This is a genomic window from Pseudoalteromonas sp. MMG033 (assembly GCF_057197785.1).
The window spans coordinates 382,968-401,824 of sequence record NZ_JBXVAL010000002.1; the positions used below are offsets into that span (position 1 = coordinate 382,968).

The 18,857-nt window shown below is 41.6% G+C and carries 21 protein-coding genes; 9 read left to right on the forward strand and 12 right to left on the reverse strand.

What is annotated here, in order from left to right:
* Nucleotides 1-42 precede the first annotated feature (42 nt).
* Nucleotides 43-279 carry a hypothetical protein gene (locus tag AC2CZC_RS23045; protein WP_063364201.1) on the reverse strand — a complete coding sequence of 79 codons (237 nt, stop codon included), beginning with the start codon at nucleotides 277-279 and terminating at the stop codon, nucleotides 43-45.
* Nucleotides 280-783: 504 nt separating this feature from the next.
* Between AC2CZC_RS23045 and AC2CZC_RS23050 the strand changes: the two genes are divergently transcribed.
* Entirely contained in the window at nucleotides 784-1,305 is a 522-nt protein-coding gene (locus tag AC2CZC_RS23050) for a DUF6702 family protein (protein ID WP_484585602.1), read from the forward strand.
* 86 nt (nucleotides 1,306-1,391) lie between these two features.
* Here AC2CZC_RS23050 and AC2CZC_RS23055 read toward each other — a convergent pair whose 3' ends face one another.
* From AC2CZC_RS23055 to AC2CZC_RS23065, 3 genes are all read right to left on the reverse strand, one after another.
* On the reverse strand, nucleotides 1,392-2,831 hold the full coding sequence (locus AC2CZC_RS23055) for a metallophosphoesterase (protein WP_484585603.1): 1,440 nt from the start codon (nucleotides 2,829-2,831) through the stop codon (nucleotides 1,392-1,394).
* Between the two features lie 98 nt (nucleotides 2,832-2,929).
* Nucleotides 2,930-3,061: a transcriptional regulator gene (locus AC2CZC_RS23060; RefSeq protein ID WP_484585604.1), complete on the reverse strand. Its 132-nt coding sequence runs from the start codon at nucleotides 3,059-3,061 to the stop codon at nucleotides 2,930-2,932.
* 220 nt (nucleotides 3,062-3,281) lie between these two features.
* The gene (locus AC2CZC_RS23065; protein ID WP_484585605.1) at nucleotides 3,282-4,154 is read right to left on the reverse strand and encodes a LysR family transcriptional regulator; all 873 of its coding nucleotides are present in this window, start codon (nucleotides 4,152-4,154) and stop codon (nucleotides 3,282-3,284) included.
* Between the two features lie 92 nt (nucleotides 4,155-4,246).
* On the opposite strand from AC2CZC_RS23065, the gene AC2CZC_RS23070 reads away from it, so the two are divergent.
* The 3 genes from AC2CZC_RS23070 to AC2CZC_RS23080 all read left to right on the forward strand — a co-directional run bounded on the left by AC2CZC_RS23070 (nucleotide 4,247) and on the right by AC2CZC_RS23080 (nucleotide 5,924).
* Nucleotides 4,247-4,747 carry a lactoylglutathione lyase family protein gene (locus tag AC2CZC_RS23070; RefSeq protein ID WP_484585606.1) on the forward strand — a complete coding sequence of 167 codons (501 nt, stop codon included), beginning with the start codon at nucleotides 4,247-4,249 and terminating at the stop codon, nucleotides 4,745-4,747.
* Between the two features lie 236 nt (nucleotides 4,748-4,983).
* Nucleotides 4,984-5,343: a ribonuclease E inhibitor RraB gene (locus tag AC2CZC_RS23075; RefSeq protein WP_484585607.1), complete on the forward strand. Its 360-nt coding sequence runs from the start codon at nucleotides 4,984-4,986 to the stop codon at nucleotides 5,341-5,343.
* A 176-nt stretch (nucleotides 5,344-5,519) separates the two neighbouring features.
* On the forward strand, nucleotides 5,520-5,924 hold the full coding sequence (locus AC2CZC_RS23080; RefSeq protein WP_484585608.1) for a GNAT family N-acetyltransferase: 405 nt from the start codon (nucleotides 5,520-5,522) through the stop codon (nucleotides 5,922-5,924).
* 178 nt (nucleotides 5,925-6,102) lie between these two features.
* Here AC2CZC_RS23080 and AC2CZC_RS23085 read toward each other — a convergent pair whose 3' ends face one another.
* Entirely contained in the window at nucleotides 6,103-7,167 is a 1,065-nt protein-coding gene (locus AC2CZC_RS23085) for an NAD(P)/FAD-dependent oxidoreductase (protein ID WP_484585609.1), read from the reverse strand.
* A 108-nt stretch (nucleotides 7,168-7,275) separates the two neighbouring features.
* On the opposite strand from AC2CZC_RS23085, the gene AC2CZC_RS23090 reads away from it, so the two are divergent.
* Entirely contained in the window at nucleotides 7,276-8,133 is an 858-nt protein-coding gene (locus AC2CZC_RS23090; protein ID WP_484585610.1) for a LysR family transcriptional regulator, read from the forward strand.
* Nucleotides 8,134-8,143: 10 nt separating this feature from the next.
* Here the strand turns inward: AC2CZC_RS23090 and AC2CZC_RS23095 are convergent, their stop codons facing one another.
* Nucleotides 8,144-8,506, reverse strand: a complete 363-nt coding sequence (locus AC2CZC_RS23095) for a MerR family transcriptional regulator (RefSeq protein WP_484585611.1) — start codon at nucleotides 8,504-8,506, stop codon at nucleotides 8,144-8,146.
* A 78-nt stretch (nucleotides 8,507-8,584) separates the two neighbouring features.
* Between AC2CZC_RS23095 and AC2CZC_RS23100 the strand changes: the two genes are divergently transcribed.
* Complete coding sequence (locus AC2CZC_RS23100; RefSeq protein ID WP_484585612.1) at nucleotides 8,585-9,400, forward strand: aminotransferase class IV family protein; 816 nt, start codon at nucleotides 8,585-8,587, stop codon at nucleotides 9,398-9,400.
* 96 nt (nucleotides 9,401-9,496) lie between these two features.
* Here AC2CZC_RS23100 and AC2CZC_RS23105 read toward each other — a convergent pair whose 3' ends face one another.
* Together AC2CZC_RS23105 and AC2CZC_RS23110 are read right to left on the reverse strand one after the other, a co-directional pair.
* On the reverse strand, nucleotides 9,497-10,006 hold the full coding sequence (locus AC2CZC_RS23105) for a GNAT family N-acetyltransferase (protein WP_484585613.1): 510 nt from the start codon (nucleotides 10,004-10,006) through the stop codon (nucleotides 9,497-9,499).
* A gap of 359 nt (nucleotides 10,007-10,365) precedes the next feature.
* Nucleotides 10,366-10,548, reverse strand: a complete 183-nt coding sequence (locus AC2CZC_RS23110) for a hypothetical protein (RefSeq protein WP_063364214.1) — start codon at nucleotides 10,546-10,548, stop codon at nucleotides 10,366-10,368.
* A gap of 260 nt (nucleotides 10,549-10,808) precedes the next feature.
* Between AC2CZC_RS23110 and AC2CZC_RS23115 the strand changes: the two genes are divergently transcribed.
* Complete coding sequence (locus tag AC2CZC_RS23115) at nucleotides 10,809-13,601, forward strand: methyl-accepting chemotaxis protein (protein WP_484585614.1); 2,793 nt, start codon at nucleotides 10,809-10,811, stop codon at nucleotides 13,599-13,601.
* A 70-nt stretch (nucleotides 13,602-13,671) separates the two neighbouring features.
* Here AC2CZC_RS23115 and AC2CZC_RS23120 read toward each other — a convergent pair whose 3' ends face one another.
* The 3 genes from AC2CZC_RS23120 to AC2CZC_RS23130 form a co-directional block, all read right to left on the reverse strand.
* Nucleotides 13,672-14,190, reverse strand: coding sequence for a hypothetical protein (locus AC2CZC_RS23120; RefSeq protein ID WP_484585615.1), 519 nt, complete (start codon nucleotides 14,188-14,190; stop codon nucleotides 13,672-13,674).
* Between the two features lie 108 nt (nucleotides 14,191-14,298).
* Complete coding sequence (locus AC2CZC_RS23125) at nucleotides 14,299-15,651, reverse strand: S41 family peptidase (RefSeq protein WP_484585616.1); 1,353 nt, start codon at nucleotides 15,649-15,651, stop codon at nucleotides 14,299-14,301.
* Nucleotides 15,593-16,195, reverse strand: a complete 603-nt coding sequence (locus tag AC2CZC_RS23130) for a hypothetical protein (RefSeq protein WP_484585617.1) — start codon at nucleotides 16,193-16,195, stop codon at nucleotides 15,593-15,595. The genes AC2CZC_RS23125 and AC2CZC_RS23130 overlap by 59 nt, the downstream gene beginning before the upstream one ends.
* Nucleotides 16,196-16,527: 332 nt before the next feature.
* Here AC2CZC_RS23130 and AC2CZC_RS23135 point away from each other — a divergent pair, with 332 nt between their 5' ends.
* Nucleotides 16,528-17,133 (forward strand): HAD family hydrolase, encoded by a 606-nt coding sequence (locus AC2CZC_RS23135; protein WP_484585618.1) that lies wholly within the window; start codon nucleotides 16,528-16,530, stop codon nucleotides 17,131-17,133.
* 122 nt (nucleotides 17,134-17,255) lie between these two features.
* Nucleotides 17,256-17,981 (forward strand): YebC/PmpR family DNA-binding transcriptional regulator, encoded by a 726-nt coding sequence (locus AC2CZC_RS23140; RefSeq protein ID WP_039610508.1) that lies wholly within the window; start codon nucleotides 17,256-17,258, stop codon nucleotides 17,979-17,981.
* A gap of 55 nt (nucleotides 17,982-18,036) precedes the next feature.
* Here the strand turns inward: AC2CZC_RS23140 and AC2CZC_RS23145 are convergent, their stop codons facing one another.
* The gene (locus AC2CZC_RS23145; protein WP_484585619.1) at nucleotides 18,037-18,744 is read right to left on the reverse strand and encodes a TorF family putative porin; all 708 of its coding nucleotides are present in this window, start codon (nucleotides 18,742-18,744) and stop codon (nucleotides 18,037-18,039) included.
* Between the last annotated feature and the right edge of the window lie 113 nt (nucleotides 18,745-18,857).

Here is an 18,857-nt window from a genome sequence, read left to right on the forward strand (position 1 = left end):
CCTAATTAGGAACGCTAATATAACATTGCTTGGGACTATTTATTAATAGCTCAACCGCCACCATGCGAAAATTAATAAAGGTAACGCCAAAAGAAGTAGCATTGGTGCTCTATATAGCTTACTTTGCTTAGCCTCTAAGCGCTTAATTGCAGCACGTTCATTACAGGCAGCCACTTTATCAACGTAACAGTAGCCATCTTCTATGTACGCTTTACAATTTTGTTCATCAGCAGGTATCGCTACGAGCTTCTCTTGTTTTTTTAGTATGTAAAAGTCCATACTGCTCACCACATTTTTTTCTATAAACGGGTATTAATCAATGAGCAAAACTAACGCCAGTTTTACCCAAAATAAGGAAGAGCGCGATTTTAATGATAAACAATGCCAAATATCAACAGTAAACTTGGGGTTTTTAAATTTTTTTTCAAAATAGAGACAATAAATATGGAAAATGCATACTTGGCATACAATTAAAATTGTCATTTTTTCATCACTTTTGGCCCTATAACCAGCCTAAATGATCGAGCTGAACAATTTCTGAACCACCTATCTATTCGTACAATTTATTACATTTAATATTAATATGTTGATATACATGAGATAAAAGAACTCGACTTAACAGTAGATATGTTATATCAATACACCCTCAGAGGTCAAAAAACCGACATTTAGCTTGCAAGATATTAGAAAAAAACACAATAATCCTCTTAAAAGTATTTAGAATCTTGTAGACTGTAAGTAAGTGAGTAAACACTATCATTTATCTTTGAAGGAGTTAGATATATGAGAACTTGGCTTATTGCCGGGCTCAGCTTAATGTGGCTTTCACCAGTACAAGCACACAAATTAAAGGCATCACTGGCAACGGCAAAAGTGTTGCCACACAGTGGACATATAAAACTAGAGTATAGATTTCATATGCACGACCTTGAGCATGCTGTAGTTCATCTATTTAATGATTCAAAAAATATTTATCAAGATATAAAAGTGCAACAGCAATTTTCTGACTACGTCTATACACAAACATCACTAAGGCGCTTGAACGGCCAAGCACTGGCTCTATCAAAACCCACTTATGAAATAGACCGCAAATACTTCAGAGTTTATCAAGAAGCGTTATACGAAAAGGAAGTGCCATTAAAAGGTCTACAAATGCGCAATGGCACATTGAGAGATATCTGGCCTGAGCAAATCAATTTAGTCAATTTCAGAGGCATGGGGCCAGTAAAAACCATGTATTTTGATAAAGATGACAATTGGCTAAGTGTACAATTTGATGAAACAATCAAACCAAGCCAACATTAAAAAAAATTAAGTAGCCACTTAAAAAGCGGCGTAGATAATATCACCTACCACGCCACATAGAGATAAACAGCTTCATAAACACTGAATTACTGACATACCTGTTCGTCTCGAACGGCAAACTGCGAGTCACAGCGTAAAAACGCTTCGCCTTGCTCATCAAAAAAGCGCCCATACCACCCAGAATAGCGGTCTAATTCCAGTTCTAAAAAACCAAATTTTGCTTGCTCATTGCCATTGGCTTCCAACCCATCCACAACGGCCTCAAAGCTCGTGTAAGGTAACTCTTCACTGAGACTCACACCACTATTGCCAACCACTATTTGTGGCGGGCGTTTGTATTGCTTATCAAAACTCAATGACTGATAAATATGCATATGGCCCGATAATGCCAAAGCTACTTGCTCAGGCAGATGTCCAAGCGGTGTATCCGCTAATGCCCGCTGCAACATGATATTTAATGTATTGTCAGTTGCCACATTATTGACCCCCCACAGCGGCCTATGCGTCACCGTCCAAATTGGCTTATTAGGATATTTGCTCGCAAATTTCTGTAAAGACTCGTATTGGCTCTGATACTGCGCGGTTAGCGCATTTGAAAACCGATCATCACATGCATTGGCCGAATCCTGCACCCAAATATTGAGCTTTTCAAGCTTCAGCATATATGGTTCTATCATCGCGATGGCAGAGGCCGCTGAATTCAGAGGCTGAGAAAAATTGCCTTGTGCTGGGCACGCGCGCTGGGCTATGCCTTGCTCCAAACTAGATCCTGGGCCGAAAAAATAAAACCAGCCAAGTCCGGCGCGGCTACACAATTCATGATTTCCCCTCGCAAACACCCAAGGCGCCTTCGTTAGAATAGAATCCGCAGCGCTGAAAAAGTCAGCTCGCCAAGCGCGCCACGTATCCGGTTTTGGGCTGCCTTGTGCATTTTGACTATAGTAGGTTTCTTCTAACCCACAGGTTTTTCCGCCATAGCCACCATCGCCTGCATCATAGGCATAAACGCCTTTACTAATACTGCCACTGGTGCCTCTGTAATTGTAGTCCCCCATATGTAGAATAAGGTCAACATCTCGCTTAGCCCCCTGTGTTATCAAGGTTTTAAAAGGCTCAGCAGGTCCATTGCCGTCACATACATGTGATTTACAGCCCGAATCACCATAGACCTGAATACGCTTGGGGTTGAGTGTCATTGCATCAAACTGTAGTTCAGTGCCGCCCACTTGATATGCGATACCAGCCTGAACGGTAGACTCACACACTGTGACCGGAAAGTGTTTACCTGGGTGAAGCGCACGAATTTTCATCTGACTACGCTCACCACTTTCGCTCTCAAGTACAGGGCACACTTGATCTTTACTCTGAATTCCCGGAATGATGGCACGCACATAAATCAGTGTTTCGCCTGATTTGCTGGGAGCCAGCATTGAATAAGCCGTGATCACTTCGGCTTTTTTTATTGGCTTTGGACTACTGCAACTGGCCAGCACCAACAGCCCACACAATATACTCACAACTCGCATTGTCATTTTCCTTCTAGTTTGCGTCACTAATTCCTTGTTTAGTGTAGTAAAAACTCTGTAAAGGGCTATTACAGATAATTACCTACACGGACAACGCATTATTTGCAGGCTGCAATATCTCGCCATTTAATACCCAACTTTGCTAGGTACTTTTGCAATCGACTGGAATCGTTAATGGTGGCTTTTTGCGTTCTACTGACATCAAATAACACGCGCCCCGCAGCTGCCATACAGGGGCTTTGCAAACAAACGGTGACGACATACTCTAATTGTTGGCGATCAAATGCATCTATATGTGCAATTTAATCGTCGTTCAGGATAGAAATTAAGCAAGAACTGTGCTTGTTCGGCTGATGTATAAACAATTTTGTTGAACCTGTAAGTTAACGCTTTGACTTTCGCTTTCCTGCGTAACTCTGAGTGGATGATGCTTGTCAGTCATTGAAATATTTACCCCAAACACTGTTTAATTTCGTTGATCAGGGTATTTACACGCTGTGGCTGTGCTGTATTTCGATGTGTACCTAGATAGACAGTCTCATAGACAGGATGTGTTAAAGGGTGAGCTGCTATAAGCTCTGGCTGTGCAAAGGCTGCGACAGCATGAGCTGGCAATACCGTAAACCCAAAACCTCGTGCGACAGGCTCTAGAATTAACCCAATTTGATTTGAAAACCCTTTATTTTTTAGTAAGTCACTATGTTGGAACTCTGAAAAATTCGGCCCAAGTAATAACTCTGCATGATGACTGCCATCGGGGTGGTTGATATAGCCCAAAGCACTGAGCGACCGCCAATCAAGTGAGCCCAAGTTTTTTGGCGTCACAAGTAATAATTGCTCCTGAGCAATGGCTTCACAGTGCACGTTGGCATCACTGGACTTTTTACTCATCAAACCAATATCGATGCGTTTACCAGCAATGGCCTGCTCGATTTCACGATTAGGAGCAAAACGATAATCAATCGTGAGGTCCCGATAGCGCTGCTGTACATTCAGAAGACTCGGGTACAGCTTTAGCCCCACACTGCCAGGTGACATCATTCGCACGTTACCTTTATAAGCAGGGTCTTCCCCAATAAGCTTTTCTAACGAAGCTACCCCATGAAGAATATCTTGCCCATGCACATATAGCTTTTCACCGGCCTCAGAGAGTGAAAATTGCTTGCCTTCACGCAACAACAATATTTTGTCAAGCTGTTGCTCTAGCTTGTTAATATGTTGGCTCACACCTGATTGTGTCATATGAAGATGCTGTGCGGTGCGCGTGAAGTGACCAATTTCAACCAAGGTGCAAAAAGTACGTAGCCAGATTAGATTAATCATTACATTTTGTACTCAAATTAATAAGTATTGATAATTTTACTTAATGAACTTTGATTTGTAACCTGCTCACATCACAATGAGGAGCACATTTTATGAACAAGGTTTATCCAAGAAATTTTTCCCATATTGGTATTTCAGTACCAGATCTTGAAAAAGCTGTTGAGTTTTATACCCAAGTATTAGGTTGGTATTTAATCATGAAACCCACAGAGATCACTGAAGATAACAGTGCCATTGGCCAAATGTGCACCGATGTATTTGGTGCAAATTGGGACAGCTTTAAAATTGCACACTTATCAACGGGTGACAGAATTGGCGTAGAGCTATTTCAATTCAAAAACCAAACCAACTCAGATGACAACTTTGAGTATTGGAAAACTGGTATCTTTCACTTTTGTGTACAGGACCCGAATGTAGAAGAACTTGCGGAGCGTATTGTTGCAGCTGGTGGCAAAAAGCGCATGGCAGCACCTCGATACTACTATCCAGGTGAAAAGCCATATCGCATGATTTATATGGAAGACCCATTTGGCAATATCTTAGAAATTTATAGCCACAGTTATGAGTTGATATACAGTGAAGGCGCCTATTAATCTCATGTTTTAATTCTCTCAATCACACTCATCAAGTTGCATGACTTGGGTTTAATAGGGGTGTAAAGCCCCTTTACTTTTCGTTCCAGTGAAAAAACAGGATCTCTCTAAAATATAAAAAAACAAAATCAACACTCCAGCTTTGTACTTTGTGATTAATCACCACAAAAAAGTAAATTTATCGACTTGTCATACGACTTATATAGATAACGCTATATGCAGGAAAACACGTAACCATGACAGATAAACACACTTGGCCAGCCGATGCCGATGGGGAAGTACTCAAAGTATTGGAAGAAAGAGGCTTTGATTTTGGCTCCACACACACGATTGAGTTTTATCTAGAATTTAAGGCTTGGCCGCTGAGCAAACAACAGCAAAATGAAATATCTGAAAAATTACACGGCGCAGATTTTATAGAGTCAGATCCAGAAGATATTGAGCTTGGTGATGCGCCAGGTTATGTCTTATTTACAACACAAAATAAAGTCACCCATGAGTTTGTCGGCCAAGAGCAAATCAGACTAAGTGAATTAGTTGCCCATTTAAATGGCACTTGTAACTCATGGGCCGTATGTAGCCCCTGTGGCGGATAATACCTAATACAGCCAACTCACTAACATAATCCAATCTATTCATGCTAGTGAGTGGCATCATAACTTACCACACCGAGCTCTTACCCAAAAAGCTGATAAGCTACCCTGCACTTGGTTTACATAAAAAAATCGTGCACTCTACTAATTAAAATAAAAATAAATGTGTATCAGAGATCATGCAATACAAAAAAGACAATTATCGAATTAGTGATTCACGAGAAGACATTCAAATCGAGCAGGTTGAATCATTACTAAGGAGTTCCTATTGGGCCAGCAAACGCGACTTAGCAACCATTAACACTTCTATAAAAAACAGTGAATGCTTTTCGCTCTTTTGTCAAGAGCACCAAATCGGCTTTGCAAGAGTCGTCACTGATTTTGCAACGGTTGCCTACGTCGCCGATCTGATCATTCACCCAGATCATAGATCTCAAGGACTCGGAGTATGGCTTACAGAAACGATCGTCAATGATCCACGTTGGTGCACTAAATTTAAATTCCTCGTCACTGATGATGCGCACAGCCTGTACGAAAAGTTTGGGTTTTCTGGCAGCCCGAAACTACTAAGCACCCAGGTGTAAAATTTACTAACTCAACCATTAGATCGATCTAATTATCAGTTTAAGCCCCAGCCTCAAATTGATAGATAAATAACCATCAAAAGCACAGCACAGCACAGCACAGCACAGCACAGCACAGCACAGCACAGCACAGCACAGCACAGCACAGCACAGCACAACGACCATGCTATACCACATATTACTTTGCAAACGCTTTATAGGTCTTAGTAATAAACAAATCTTTTTGTTTGATATTAACGAGGTGATTGCAGGTTGAGGTGAATAACGGCGTTTGAACTATGCCCGTTTTTTGCCCCGTGGTAACTAACGCCATAAACGGATTACGTTTGTATGCTTTTACCGACTTACCTTGGTGCTTTCGCACTATCCTTTTAGCCAAATATTTGCCTTGCTCCACTGCCAAATAACCCAGTTTGGCTTCGCCCACATCGGCAATATCACCCAGTGCATAAAAGTTATCTTGGCCCACTACTTGAAGCGTATCATTCACCACAATCAAACCTTTAGCATTGAGTATATGTGAGAAGTTTTCTTGCAAAAATACGTTGTTCGGTTTGGTACCCGTCGCACATAACACCATATCCGGCTTTAACACATCTGTTGAGCGCTTATCTTGGAAGCCCTGAGTCTTGTCACACTGGCGATAATCACTATTTAACTTAACCTGTACGCCTAACTCTTCCAACTGTTGATGTGCTTTACGCTGTGCTTTTTGACTAAAGCCAGTGAGTAGTGCTTTATTTTTGTGAGCTAAAGTAACCACTTTATTTTTGAAGGTATAAGCAATTTCACCAGCCAGCTCTACGCCAACGACACCACCGCCTATGATTAGTATCTTAGTTGCGTCTTTGAGCTGCGCGTAATGCTGTTTAAGTTCAGCCTCTCTGTCATGTAAGCTATGTGCATCCATGCTCTTGGCCAATGGCAAAGTCGGATATCTAGACCCACTGGCAATCACAACCTGCTCAAACTCAATTCGCTCGCCATTTTCCAGCAGCACGATATTCTCCCGGAGCGTTTTTACACCACTTTGAACAAACTGACCGGCCAAAATATCTCGATAATATCGGCGTGTTCTCCCCTTAAATTGGCCCTGTGCTGTAGACTCTCTGAGCACAGCATACGTGACTTCAAAATAATCTTTTTTGTCTACGAGTATGGTCTGCACACCACTTTCATGTAATTTTTGTGCAGCCGCTACGCCACCAAAACCACCGCCAATGATCAGTACTTGCGTTTTCATATCTATTGCCTCAATTTACTCAATGAGATGTAGCATATACCGTTGCAAATTTGTTTTTAATGTGTATTTTAAATACCCTTTCGTGCATATATGCAACGGAGACATATCATGGATAAATGGACAGAGTTTAAAACCGCCTACCGATTAGCCAAGCTAGGGACACTTAGCGCCACAGCAACCGATCTGGGCATACACCGCTCAACAGTCATGCGGCAAATAGATAGCTTAGAAGCGCACTTAGGTATCAAGCTTTTTCAACGCAATGACAAAGGTTATATTCCAACAGAAGCAGGGCTGGAAGTGATGCGGTTGGGGGAAATCACAGATGTACAATTTAATCAGTTTGTCGATAAAGCAACAAACTCAGATGCCATGATGAACGGTGTGCTTAAAATCACCTGTGTTAATGAGCTAGCCGAGTTGTTGTTTCCAGTGATAAATCAATTCCAAGCGCAATACCCAAACGTAAGATTCGAGATCTTAGGTGATATACGAAAATATGCGTTAGAGTATGGCGAAGCAGACTTAGCCATTCGGATGGGTGAGAGACCACAGACACTTGATAACATAGTGATCCCATTTCAGTGCATCGAAGTGGTCATGTGTGTGCATCAAAAATATGTAGAACAACATGGCCTGCCAACAAAAGACAATTGGTCACAACATAAATTTATCGCCAATTCCGAACGCATTGCACATTTACCGTGGAATGAGTGGATCCACACTCAGGTAGAAGCAAGTCATATTGTTACCACCAGCAATGCTCACCAAGTACTCGACTACGCGCTGCATGCAGGGTGTGGGATCTCTGTTAGTACAAAAGAAGCTGCACAAAACAACCCAATGCTACACATATTACCCATAGGCGACACGTGGCAGGTGAACACTTGGATATTGGTACATCGTGATATCGTACATATTCCAAAGGTACGTAAATTTATCGACATACTAAAGCTAGCACAATAAAAAACCAAACTTATACTTTATCAGCCGCTTCAATTTCTTGTATAAACCCACTTAACACGGCTCGATTTTTTGCCAAACGAGCCGCTTTTTCATCGACCTCTCTTAACTGGCTGTGTAGTAGCACTCTTAACTCGTCACAAGGTTCAAAAATGGGCCGCTCGCCTCTAATACAAGGTAAAAATTGCAATATGATACTTAGCGTCATACCAGCTGAACTAAGCAATTTAATGCGCTCTAACGTCAGCACCTCACGCTCATCATAGTCACGATATCCAGCTGCGGTACGACGTGGTGTTAACAATCCTTGCTCTTCATAATATCGAAGCATGCGCACACTCACACCGGTTTGCTCTGATAGTTCACCAATTCTCATCTTTACTCCTTGACCTTAACAGCATTGTCAGGGTTTATCGTATTGGCTTCTAAATATGGACTCAATGGAAGTAACACAATGACTAATAATGAATTTTCACCAAATACCTTTATCAATGGTGAGTATCAACCCAACTCTGCACTTAACCCATTAGCATTTTCTGGCTTTGCACACTTCAGTGCGATGCAAGTGAGGGAAGGAAAAGTCAGAGGTATAGACTTACACTTAACGCGTCTGCGTAACGCGTCGAAAAAGTTATTTAATAATGCGCTCTCAGATCAACAGATACGCACTTACATCAGAGACGCAATTAGGAAAAGTCCATTAGATTGCTCGCTGACTATCACACTGTACTCTTCTTACGGTGAATTTACTGCCCAAAGTATGAACACGCTGCCGCAAGTACTCGTGCGTACTAGTGCGCCTTCAAACGGCCCCGTCGGACCGCTACACCTCACCGCGATTAAACACCAGCGACCTATGCCTGAAATAAAGCATGTAGGAGAAATTGGCAAAACCTTTTATTTACACAGAGCATTAGAAAAAGGGTTTGATGACGCAATATTTGTTGATGGGCAAACAAGGATAAGTGAGGGAACAATTTGGAATCTTGTCTTTTGGGACGGACACACCATTATTTGGCCAAAAGCTCCTATGCTCCAAGGTAGCATGATGAGCATATTACAACGACAACTCACCAAGCTTCAGATACCACAGCGCACAGTAGAACTTAAGCTGACCGACCTTACAATACTCAGTGGCGCAGCGGTAATGAATTCGTGGACGCCAGGGATAAGTGTAAAGGGCATTGACAGTACTTTCTTTAATGACTCAGATAAACTAAGCGCACTGTTACATAACGCATATCAATGCGAGCCATTAGAAGAGGTTTAACGCCTTGACGATAGGGAACACCAATATAGCACTTGCCTTTAGTGCCAATACTGTTGATTGCTCCATGGAGTCCTGTAAAAACAACACACAGCTATCTTAAAGTTTAAGGGCGTAAACACACATTTTTCTGGTTGTGTCTGAAATATCCAGCGTGGTTGGCGCAGTACTTTGCAATACAGCGCCGACTTTTTCAACGTTTCGAATACTGGCTATGTTGTCTTCTAAGCAATGAAACTCAAGTGTTTTTGCACCTTGAGATTTTATCCAAGGAATGAGTTCATTTAAAACTCGTGGAATGACCTGCTGTCCTCGCGCCTTCTCACATAGCCAGTACCCGACCTCACACCGGCTTGTTACCGGATCTATGTACTTCACACCAAAGACACCACTAAAGCAGCCGTTCACAGAGATGGCTAACCACCTTGAACTTGGCTCGCCACTGTTAATTCGCTCATCAATATATCGCTGTGCACTATCAACACAAGTTACCTGCTTCACCCAAGGCAAATTGCGTTCTAAACTCATCCTGTTGTGTTCTACTGCACTATACAGTTCGGGGCTATGATGCAACCCCAATGAAGTTAATTGAATATCAGGTAAAGTCATAGATCTACACCCTTCCTTGCAAGCATTATTATTCGTAAGTCTGTTCTATGTTTCTTAAATAAGAACATGACTGTACGAACAAAAAAACATGAAGTCAAAGCGGCTACGTTCAGGTTAGGGCCAGTTTTGTAGTCATAAAGGCTGTATTTGAAAAGAAAGTTACAAAGCGTAACACGCACTCACAAGGGTTTGCACACTGCATCGGGATTGCAACACAGGTTTTAGGTAGACTTTACCTCGTTGAGTAAACACATATACACCTGCAGTTTGTAGATACGTTTATTGTAGTTATTTAACATGTTGATTTCCCTGTCTTAAAAGACTTTTGGCGCACCTTTGGTGCGCTTTTTTTATCTACATTAGTTGTAGCAGCTTACATGTGGACCATCAGTATGGCACACAGGGTAGCTATATTTGCACAACCAAGGATCCGTTTTGTACTGAACCTGATATTGACCACCGGCAATAGCACCAGTTTGTTCTTTAGACACTTCATTGTTTGTTAATGACTTTAGCTTCGTTTTTTGTAATTTAAGTTTCATTACTATTCCTTTAATTCATTGTTTTTTATATGCAGTAATTAGGCAACACAGCCCAAATACTGAACACCACTATCCGCAAAATTCATCGCACAGTAAACATGGAAATTTTCATCCGAAATAACACTTTCACATCATCTTGTTGAGTATTTCTTAACAAGAAATAGTTCTTGAAGCTATTATCAACAATAAGAACAAGTGGCGTGTATGGTGTTATCTACTATATTTCTGACTAATAACAACATTCATTAATTAGGTGCCCTATGATATTTTCATCAAGGACAGATCGTCAGAAATTACACTCCCTCGAAGCCAAACTTAACGTCTTTTTTGAAAATCAATCCATCATAGAACTCAATGATGATGGAATAATCACACATGCCAGCACACATTTCTTAACACAAATTGGCGCGCAGCATCATGACATCATTAATCAACATTACAGCCGCATTATAAAAACTCGGTTCAGCTTAGACGAGCAAGCTGATAGCAACTGCCAAGAAGTTCAATTACGGTGCTCAGAGGGCTTGGAACTTTGGTTTCAAGTACATGTGCACGCCACTTATGACCAACAAACACGCACTCAGCGCAAACTATTATTACTCAATAATATCACCAAATATAAAAACGGTAGTATTGACCAACTTGGGCAAATAGAAGCAATCGGCAAATCCCAAGCGGTCATCGAATTTAATATGGATGGCACGATTATCCACGCCAATGATAACTTTTTAAACGTAATGGGCTACACACTTGATGAAGTTGTTGGCAGGCATCACAGTTTATTTGCAGAGCCTAAATACGCGCAAAGTGAAGATTACACACGATTCTGGCAACAACTAAACCAAGGACAATTTAGTACCGGAGAATTTAAACGACTGGCAAAAGACGGCAAGGAAGTTTGGATCCATGCTTCATATAATCCTATTTTTGATGCCAATGGTAATCCTTATAAAGTCGTGAAATATGCTTCAGATATTACTCAAGCGAAATTACAGGCAGCAGACTATCAAGGGCAGCTTGAAGCCATCAGCAAATCTCAAGCAGTGATAGCGTTTAATATGGATGGCACTATCCTAGATGCCAATGACAATTTTTTATCGACTATGGGTTACACCTTAGATGAAATTAAAGGCCAACATCACAGCATGTTTGCCAGCCCAGAGTATGCAGCAAGCGCTGAATATGCTGCATTTTGGGCTGATTTAAACGCAGGTCGCTACTTTACAGGCGAATACTTGCGTCAGGGCAAACACGGTAAGGAAGTTTGGATCCAAGCCTCTTATAATCCGATACTAGACCTCAGTGGCAAGCCATTCAAAGTCGTGAAATATGCTGCGGATATCACAGCGCAAAAACGTCAAGCTGCCAATTATGAAGGTCAACTCCAAGCGATAAGTAAGTCCCAAGCCGTGATCGAATTTAATATGGATGGCACCATCATAGATGCCAATGAAAACTTTCTAAAAACAACCGGCTACGTACTGGATGAAATCAAAGGTCAACACCATAGTATGTTTGCCGAACCTGATTACGCTCAAAGCCAAGCATATAGCGACTTTTGGCAAAAACTCAATCAGGGTAAATTTGATTCTGGTGAGTATCAACGCATTGGTAAACATGGTAAAAAGATTTGGATCCAAGCAACCTATAACCCGATATTTGACGCCAATGGTAAGCCTTTCAAAGTCGTTAAGTTTGCCACAGATATTACCGCACAAAAAATACAAAGTGCTGATTTTGCAGGGCAGCTTGCCGCCATTCACAAGTCTCAAGCTGTGATTGAATTTAATCTAGATGGCACCATCATTGATGCCAACGAAAACTTCCTAGCAACAACTGGCTATACACTTGCACAGATCAAAGGGAAACATCATAAACTATTCGCCGAAGCAGAGTATGCGAACAGTGAAGAATACCAAGCGTTTTGGCAGCGTTTACGCCTCGGTCAATTCGACAGCGGTGAATACAAGCGCATCGCAAAAAGTGGTAAGACAATTTGGATCCAAGCTTCTTATAATCCCATTTTTGACGCTGAAGGCAATCCGTTTAAGGTCGTTAAATACGCCACGGATATCACAGCAAGAAAGCATGCTGTCTCTAGTATCAAGCAGGCGATTATGGCACTTTCCCAAGGGGAACTCACACATACCATTGAGGAGGACTTAGGCGTTGAATTTAATGTTTTGAGAGACGCCATGAACAGCTTAATGGATAACTTAAGTCGTATGGTACAAGAAATCACGGAAGCCTCCAATAACGTATTTCAAGGCGCACAAAGTATTGCCGTTGGCAACGAAGAGCTTAATAAACGCACCGAAAACCAAGGTGCAAGCATTGAGGAAACCGCCTCTACCATGGAAGAGTTAACAGTGACCGTGCAGCAAAATGCAAAAAGCGCAAAAGATGTGTCAGATCACGCGGATGAAGTAATGAAGAAGGCACAACAAGGGGGCGAAACTGTCTCCAACGCTGTTGCAGCCATGAATGAAATCGAAACCTGCAGTAATAGTATTTCAGATATTATTGGAGTCATTGATGAAATTGCCTTTCAGACCAACTTGCTGGCACTCAACGCCTCTGTCGAAGCGGCAAGAGCAGGGGAGGCAGGCAGGGGGTTTGCTGTTGTGGCCAGTGAAGTACGTAATTTAGCGCAGCGCAGTGCATCTGCCGCCAAAGAGATTAAAGGGCTCATTCAAGACAGCTCTCAAGCCGTGTCCAAAGGGAGCCAGCTTGTCTCTGCATCAGGTGACACCTTTAACCAGCTCATCCAAGTCGTTAAAGAAGTGAATGTGATGATCACAGAAATTACGTCCGCAAGCCAAGAGCAATCAGAAGGCGTGGCCGCAGTCTCCTCAACCATAGCGCAAATGGACAATGAGACCCAAAACAACATGCATTTGGTTGAGCAATCAACACATGCCAGTCAGATCATGAGGCAGCAAGCACAGCATCTGCTGCAGCAAGTCGATAACTTCAAAATTCAGCCACAGACGAATCAGGAATTATTACCTGCACCAGAGGCAAGAGGCATGTTAAGGCTCAATGCAGGATAAGCTTCATCTGCGTATAAGTTGAATAAGTCACAGCTTAGCTGTTATGTAGGCTGTGACTAACCCATTCACTTCAAAACACTTGGGTAACATAAAAATACCCGAGGGCACCCTTTTGCGTTGTGACTTTAAGAGTTTGACCAGCTTTAAAATGCGCTCGATGCTCAGGTAGATAATAGAATGCGCTTGCATCATTCCAAAGTGTGTAGTACTTAATAAAACTGTAACGCATTTTAAACTCATCAACATGCTTAACTATGTAAGTATCGGTCCGATAATCCTCTATCTTGATACTATTGTTGATCAATATAGCGAATATCATCCCAAACAAAATATAACCACATGTCGTGATTACATAGTTTGATTTGCGCTGAAACCATGGCATCTTTTCTTGCTCAATGAGCCATTGCATACTTTTTTTCGCTTTATAGTACTTGAATGAGTAATAAATAAAGGCAGCAACAATACCAGTAAAGCCACCCCAAGCCACTAACTTTTGGCCGTTCACAACACTTTCTGTGAGCAAAAAGTTAGCTTGGAGAATAAAGCTCAATAATGCAATTGGAATAGCAAAGCGTGATAATAACTGCAAAGTGCAAATAACTCCTTTTATCTTCAAAGCAGCAAATTTAGTTAATAATGATTAAGTATCAAACACATATACAGTTCAATAACGAATATATGTGTTCAATTCGACTTATTAATTGGTTTTGCTTGCTAACTTTGACAGATGACGTAAGCCAGCCTTTAGCGCAAGATCTTCGTTCTCAATATTGTCGACATGATCGATAAGGATATCAGGTAAAAATGCTTCTCTGGGCGTGCCATTGATATGAAATAGCTTTTCAACGGGGATCACCACATTTAGCTGAGAGTGCGTCAGTGTATGTCCAGAAATAGCACCTAGCAACTGCGCCATAGGTGTACCAATGACAGTCGCACGTTGCATACCGTGTAAACCAATGGTCATACCCTCTCCCATACTCCCGGTCCAACGATTGCTGAGCACCACCAACGGCTTAGTAAATGTCATATCGCCTCTAGGGTACACAAACTCTTGCCAGCGTCTTTTCACACCAAACTCGTGTTCTACAGCCACCAGCTCATGCTCTTGATAGGGAAAACGCTCAGAGATAAAGCGGCTCATTATGCCACGTGCCACATCGCTGTTACCGCCACTGGGAGTATTGCGTAAGTCTAAGATCAAAGCTGATGCTTCTTTATACTTTGCCAGAGTTTCATCAAAGGCGGGGATCAACGCATTGTTACCAAGACTGTTTTCGGGTCGAATATAAGCAATGTCGCCCAGCCATTCACTGGTCAAGATGGGTTTTTCTTTGATGATTTCATCAACAACTTGCTGAGTATCTATGGTGAGGGTTTGTAACTGCCCTTGCCACTTTACAGTCACTGAAATAGTCTGGTTTCGAGTACCAGTTAGCAAACGGTTGAGTACCCAAGTCTGAGCATTTTGCTGCCCTGATACATTCGCTGCCTTAATGGCATCAAAAACGGCTTTACCATCGATTTTCTCAATCGTCATGCCAGCTCTAAAGCCAACTCTGTGAGCATAACCATTGTGCGGTATCGAGGTGATCACAGCCGTCTCACTTTTCACTTCAGCCCACATAGTTAAAGCGGTTGGCATAGGTAAATAGTAATCCCGAGGACGCGGCCTTATTTCGCTGTGTTGGTCGTAAAAAAATTCAAAGCAATGATTCAAGTGACCAGATAGCGCATTCACCGTTTTGATTTGAGAGACTTGCTTTTGCAAACAAGCTTCAAAAGATGCTTGGTGTACATTTTTTTTATCGAGATAAGCGTACCTTTGCTTTAAAAGCTCAGTAAACTCTCTAATATCCTCATTGATTTGCTGAGCAGACAAACTTGGCGTACTACCTTGTGCAAGGCTATAGCCAGACACCATCATGGCACTGCAAAAAAGCGTATTTATTATGTGTGCTTTCGCATTACGTGGCATTTTAAATATCAATTTAACTTCCTTCTTCTTCAAGTTGAGCTTCTCGCTCTCGCAAAGTTGCTTCCAGTTCATGTAATGAAATCTCTCCTTGTTGATAACGCTGTTCTTGTTCTAATACATACAGCACAAAGTTTAAATTCGACAAAAAAAGTTCGGGTCTGTGCGTATTTGCGCGCTTCATTAAAATGAGTGATTCACTTAATTCTGTCAGTGACTCTTGAGATAAGTTTTTAATAAACAATTGCTGAGACATTAGTGCATCGAGGTACTCGGGGTAGGGCAAGGGGTTATCTTTAAAAAATTGTGCTTTAGAACGCTTCGTCTCAGTGCCAGCCTCATTTTTTTGGTAAAACGCCATCACCGCTCGACTATAGTCGAGGCTTTCTGTCGCCACCGCTTTTGCAGCATGGAGCAACTTTATTAAATCACGACGCTCTTTTTCATCTTCATGGTAGTTACTAATGGCTATTGCCAATAATACACCAATAAGTGTTGCGACCATGGTCAGTGCAAAGTTACATGCCAGTTCATTGTCTTTTGTAAACTGTCTAAAAGAGGGTATAAAAAATACGGTACAGCAGGCAATGAGAATGACGGTAGTAATTAAATAAGCCAAAGTGGACACCCTAGTTATATTTATTGTGTGGTGTTTTTTATTACTTTAACAGTCAATGATATGAATTTTAATATAAATTTAAAAGAACAGCTTATTTACGCAGTCACGTTACACACATGCACTCGATGCATTTAAGCGAGTTGAATTATTCGATACGCGCTTTTCTTTTATCGCTATTGAGCATCATAAATTGCGCAATTTTTATGACGCTCAGGTAAGTCCTGTGACATCTGTTGATTATTTTTTACTGTGATCTTTGCAACCTTATATGACGTACTCTATGGTTAAAGGCAAGCAGAGTGTCTTGCTACGGAATACGAGGTAAGAAGCACATGATTAAAGGAATTATTTTTGACTTGGATGGGACCTTGGTGACATCCAATTTAGATTTCGCAATGATGAAAGCCCAGCTGGGCTGCCCAAGAGATGAAGATCTGCTCGGGTTTATTGAGGCACTGCCGTCCCCCTACATGCGTGAAGAAGCCATGTCACTCATTCACCAGCATGAGATGCAAGATGCCCATCAAGCAGAGTTTTTACCTGGTGTTAAGCAATCTATTGATGCGCTTCATAGCAAAGGCTTTCCTATGGCCATCGTCACACGTAATTTTGCAAAAGCGGCAAAAATAAAGCTTGAACGATGCAAGATGCCTATTGATATCATTTTGACACGTGATGATGCACCCGCTAAGCCCAACCCAGCGGCACTCAACCTTGTTGCGCAGCAGTGGGGATTAAAAAATAGTGCGTGCATGTATGTCGGAGACTACTTGTACGACATAGAGGCTGCAAACAATGCCAGCATGATATCTTGTTTATACACACCAGAAGTAACACCTGATTACGCGCAGCAAGCAGACATGATTTTTCGCCACTGGGAAGCTTTTTTACCCTTGATAGAGCAAAACAACCTCAATTTTCAACACCAGTTAGCCTGACATACTCGTTTTATCGTAATAAACCTGTCTTATCACCAAGCTCATGCCCGATAGGGTATAGCCCAACGCGTCGAGTCTTGTTAGAATCTTGTGCAATTGAATTTCAAATAACGAGAATTAAGATGGGTAGAGCATTTGAAGTCCGCAAAAACGCCATGGCAAAAACGGCAGCGGCAAAAACTAAAGTTAACTCAAAATATGGTAAAGAGATCTATGTAGTTGCTAAAAATGGCGGCGCAGATCCTGAAACAAATCTATCCCTTCGTCGTTTGATCGAAAAAGCTAAAAAAGATCAGGTTCCAGCACACGTTATTGATAAAGCCATCGAAAAAGCAGCTGGTGGCGCTGGCGAAGACTACTCACCAGCACGTTATGAAGGTTATGGCCCAGGTAACTGTATGGTTATCGTTGACTGCTTAACTGACAACCCAAATCGTACAATCAAAGATGTACGCCTACCGTTTACTAAAACTGACTCAAAAATCGGTAGCCCGGGCTGTGTAGCACACATGTTTGATCATTTTGCTATTTTAGGTTTTGCTGGCGACGATGATGAAGCAGTGCTAGAAGCACTAATGATGGCTGACGTTGACGTAACTGATGTCGAAGTTGAAGATGGTAAAGTATCTGTATTTGCGCCTAACACTGAGTACTTCAAAGCAAAGACTGCATTAACTGAAGCATTTGAAGGCATTACATTCGAAGTAGACGAAATCACATGGATCCCACAAACTCATGTAGAAATCGAAAACGAAGATGATATTGCTAACTTCGAGAAGTTCATGGGCATGCTTGAAGACTGTGACGACGTACAAAACGTGTATCACAATGCTATCGTTAAAAAGTAATCGATAAAATTACTTAAAAAAGCCGGAGTAAATCCGGCTTTTTTATATTTAAATTTTAAAAATCAAAGGTTCGAGACACTGAAAACGCAATGCGCTCGTCCGATGTATCCGAATCAATTGATGTATCTTCAGCGGCAATGGCTAAATCAAAGCCCGCTAAGCTGGTGGAATATGCTATTTCATAGTGATGATAAGAACTGTCCGTACCATCCCACGTTTCATCTCCGCCTACATAATTAGACACCGTATAACTTACAGAAATATCGTGATTCTCAGCCACTTCAAATGTATGAGACAGGGTTGTTATGATATGTTTTTCATCTAAGCCAGCATAATCCCAGCTGTACCAGAAATTAAATTCAGTAGTGCCGAGTGCATTGTCAAAACCAAACTTTGTGTATGCTTCTGGATAATTGCTATCACTAGAGTCATCGGCGCCATGGTAACTATAATAAGCAATCCCAGTATCTAAGCTAAGCGACTCTGTAAGCGTCCACGTTCTGCCAAAGTAGACGTCGACTTCAACATCTGTACCATTATCAAAGTCAACATTTGAAGCCCAAGAGCCTGCATACCAGCTAGTTTCAGAATTGCTGTAATCGAGACTGGCTTGCAGTGCAAAGTCATTTTCCGTTTGGCTGATACCGTTGAATGTATAATCAGAAGCACCTGTAATAGTCGAAGACCAATCACTTGCAATAACCGTATTAGCTACCAGTAAAGCAGACAGTGTAGACAAAGTGAGTCGCAGATTTTTTTTCATAATATTTATCTCAAACGTACGGTGTTCCCGAACCTATTTAGTTTAAAAGTCATAATTGCGCCGTCTATAAACTTCATTAGCATCAAGTTTAGTGTAACTAACCAGTTAAACAA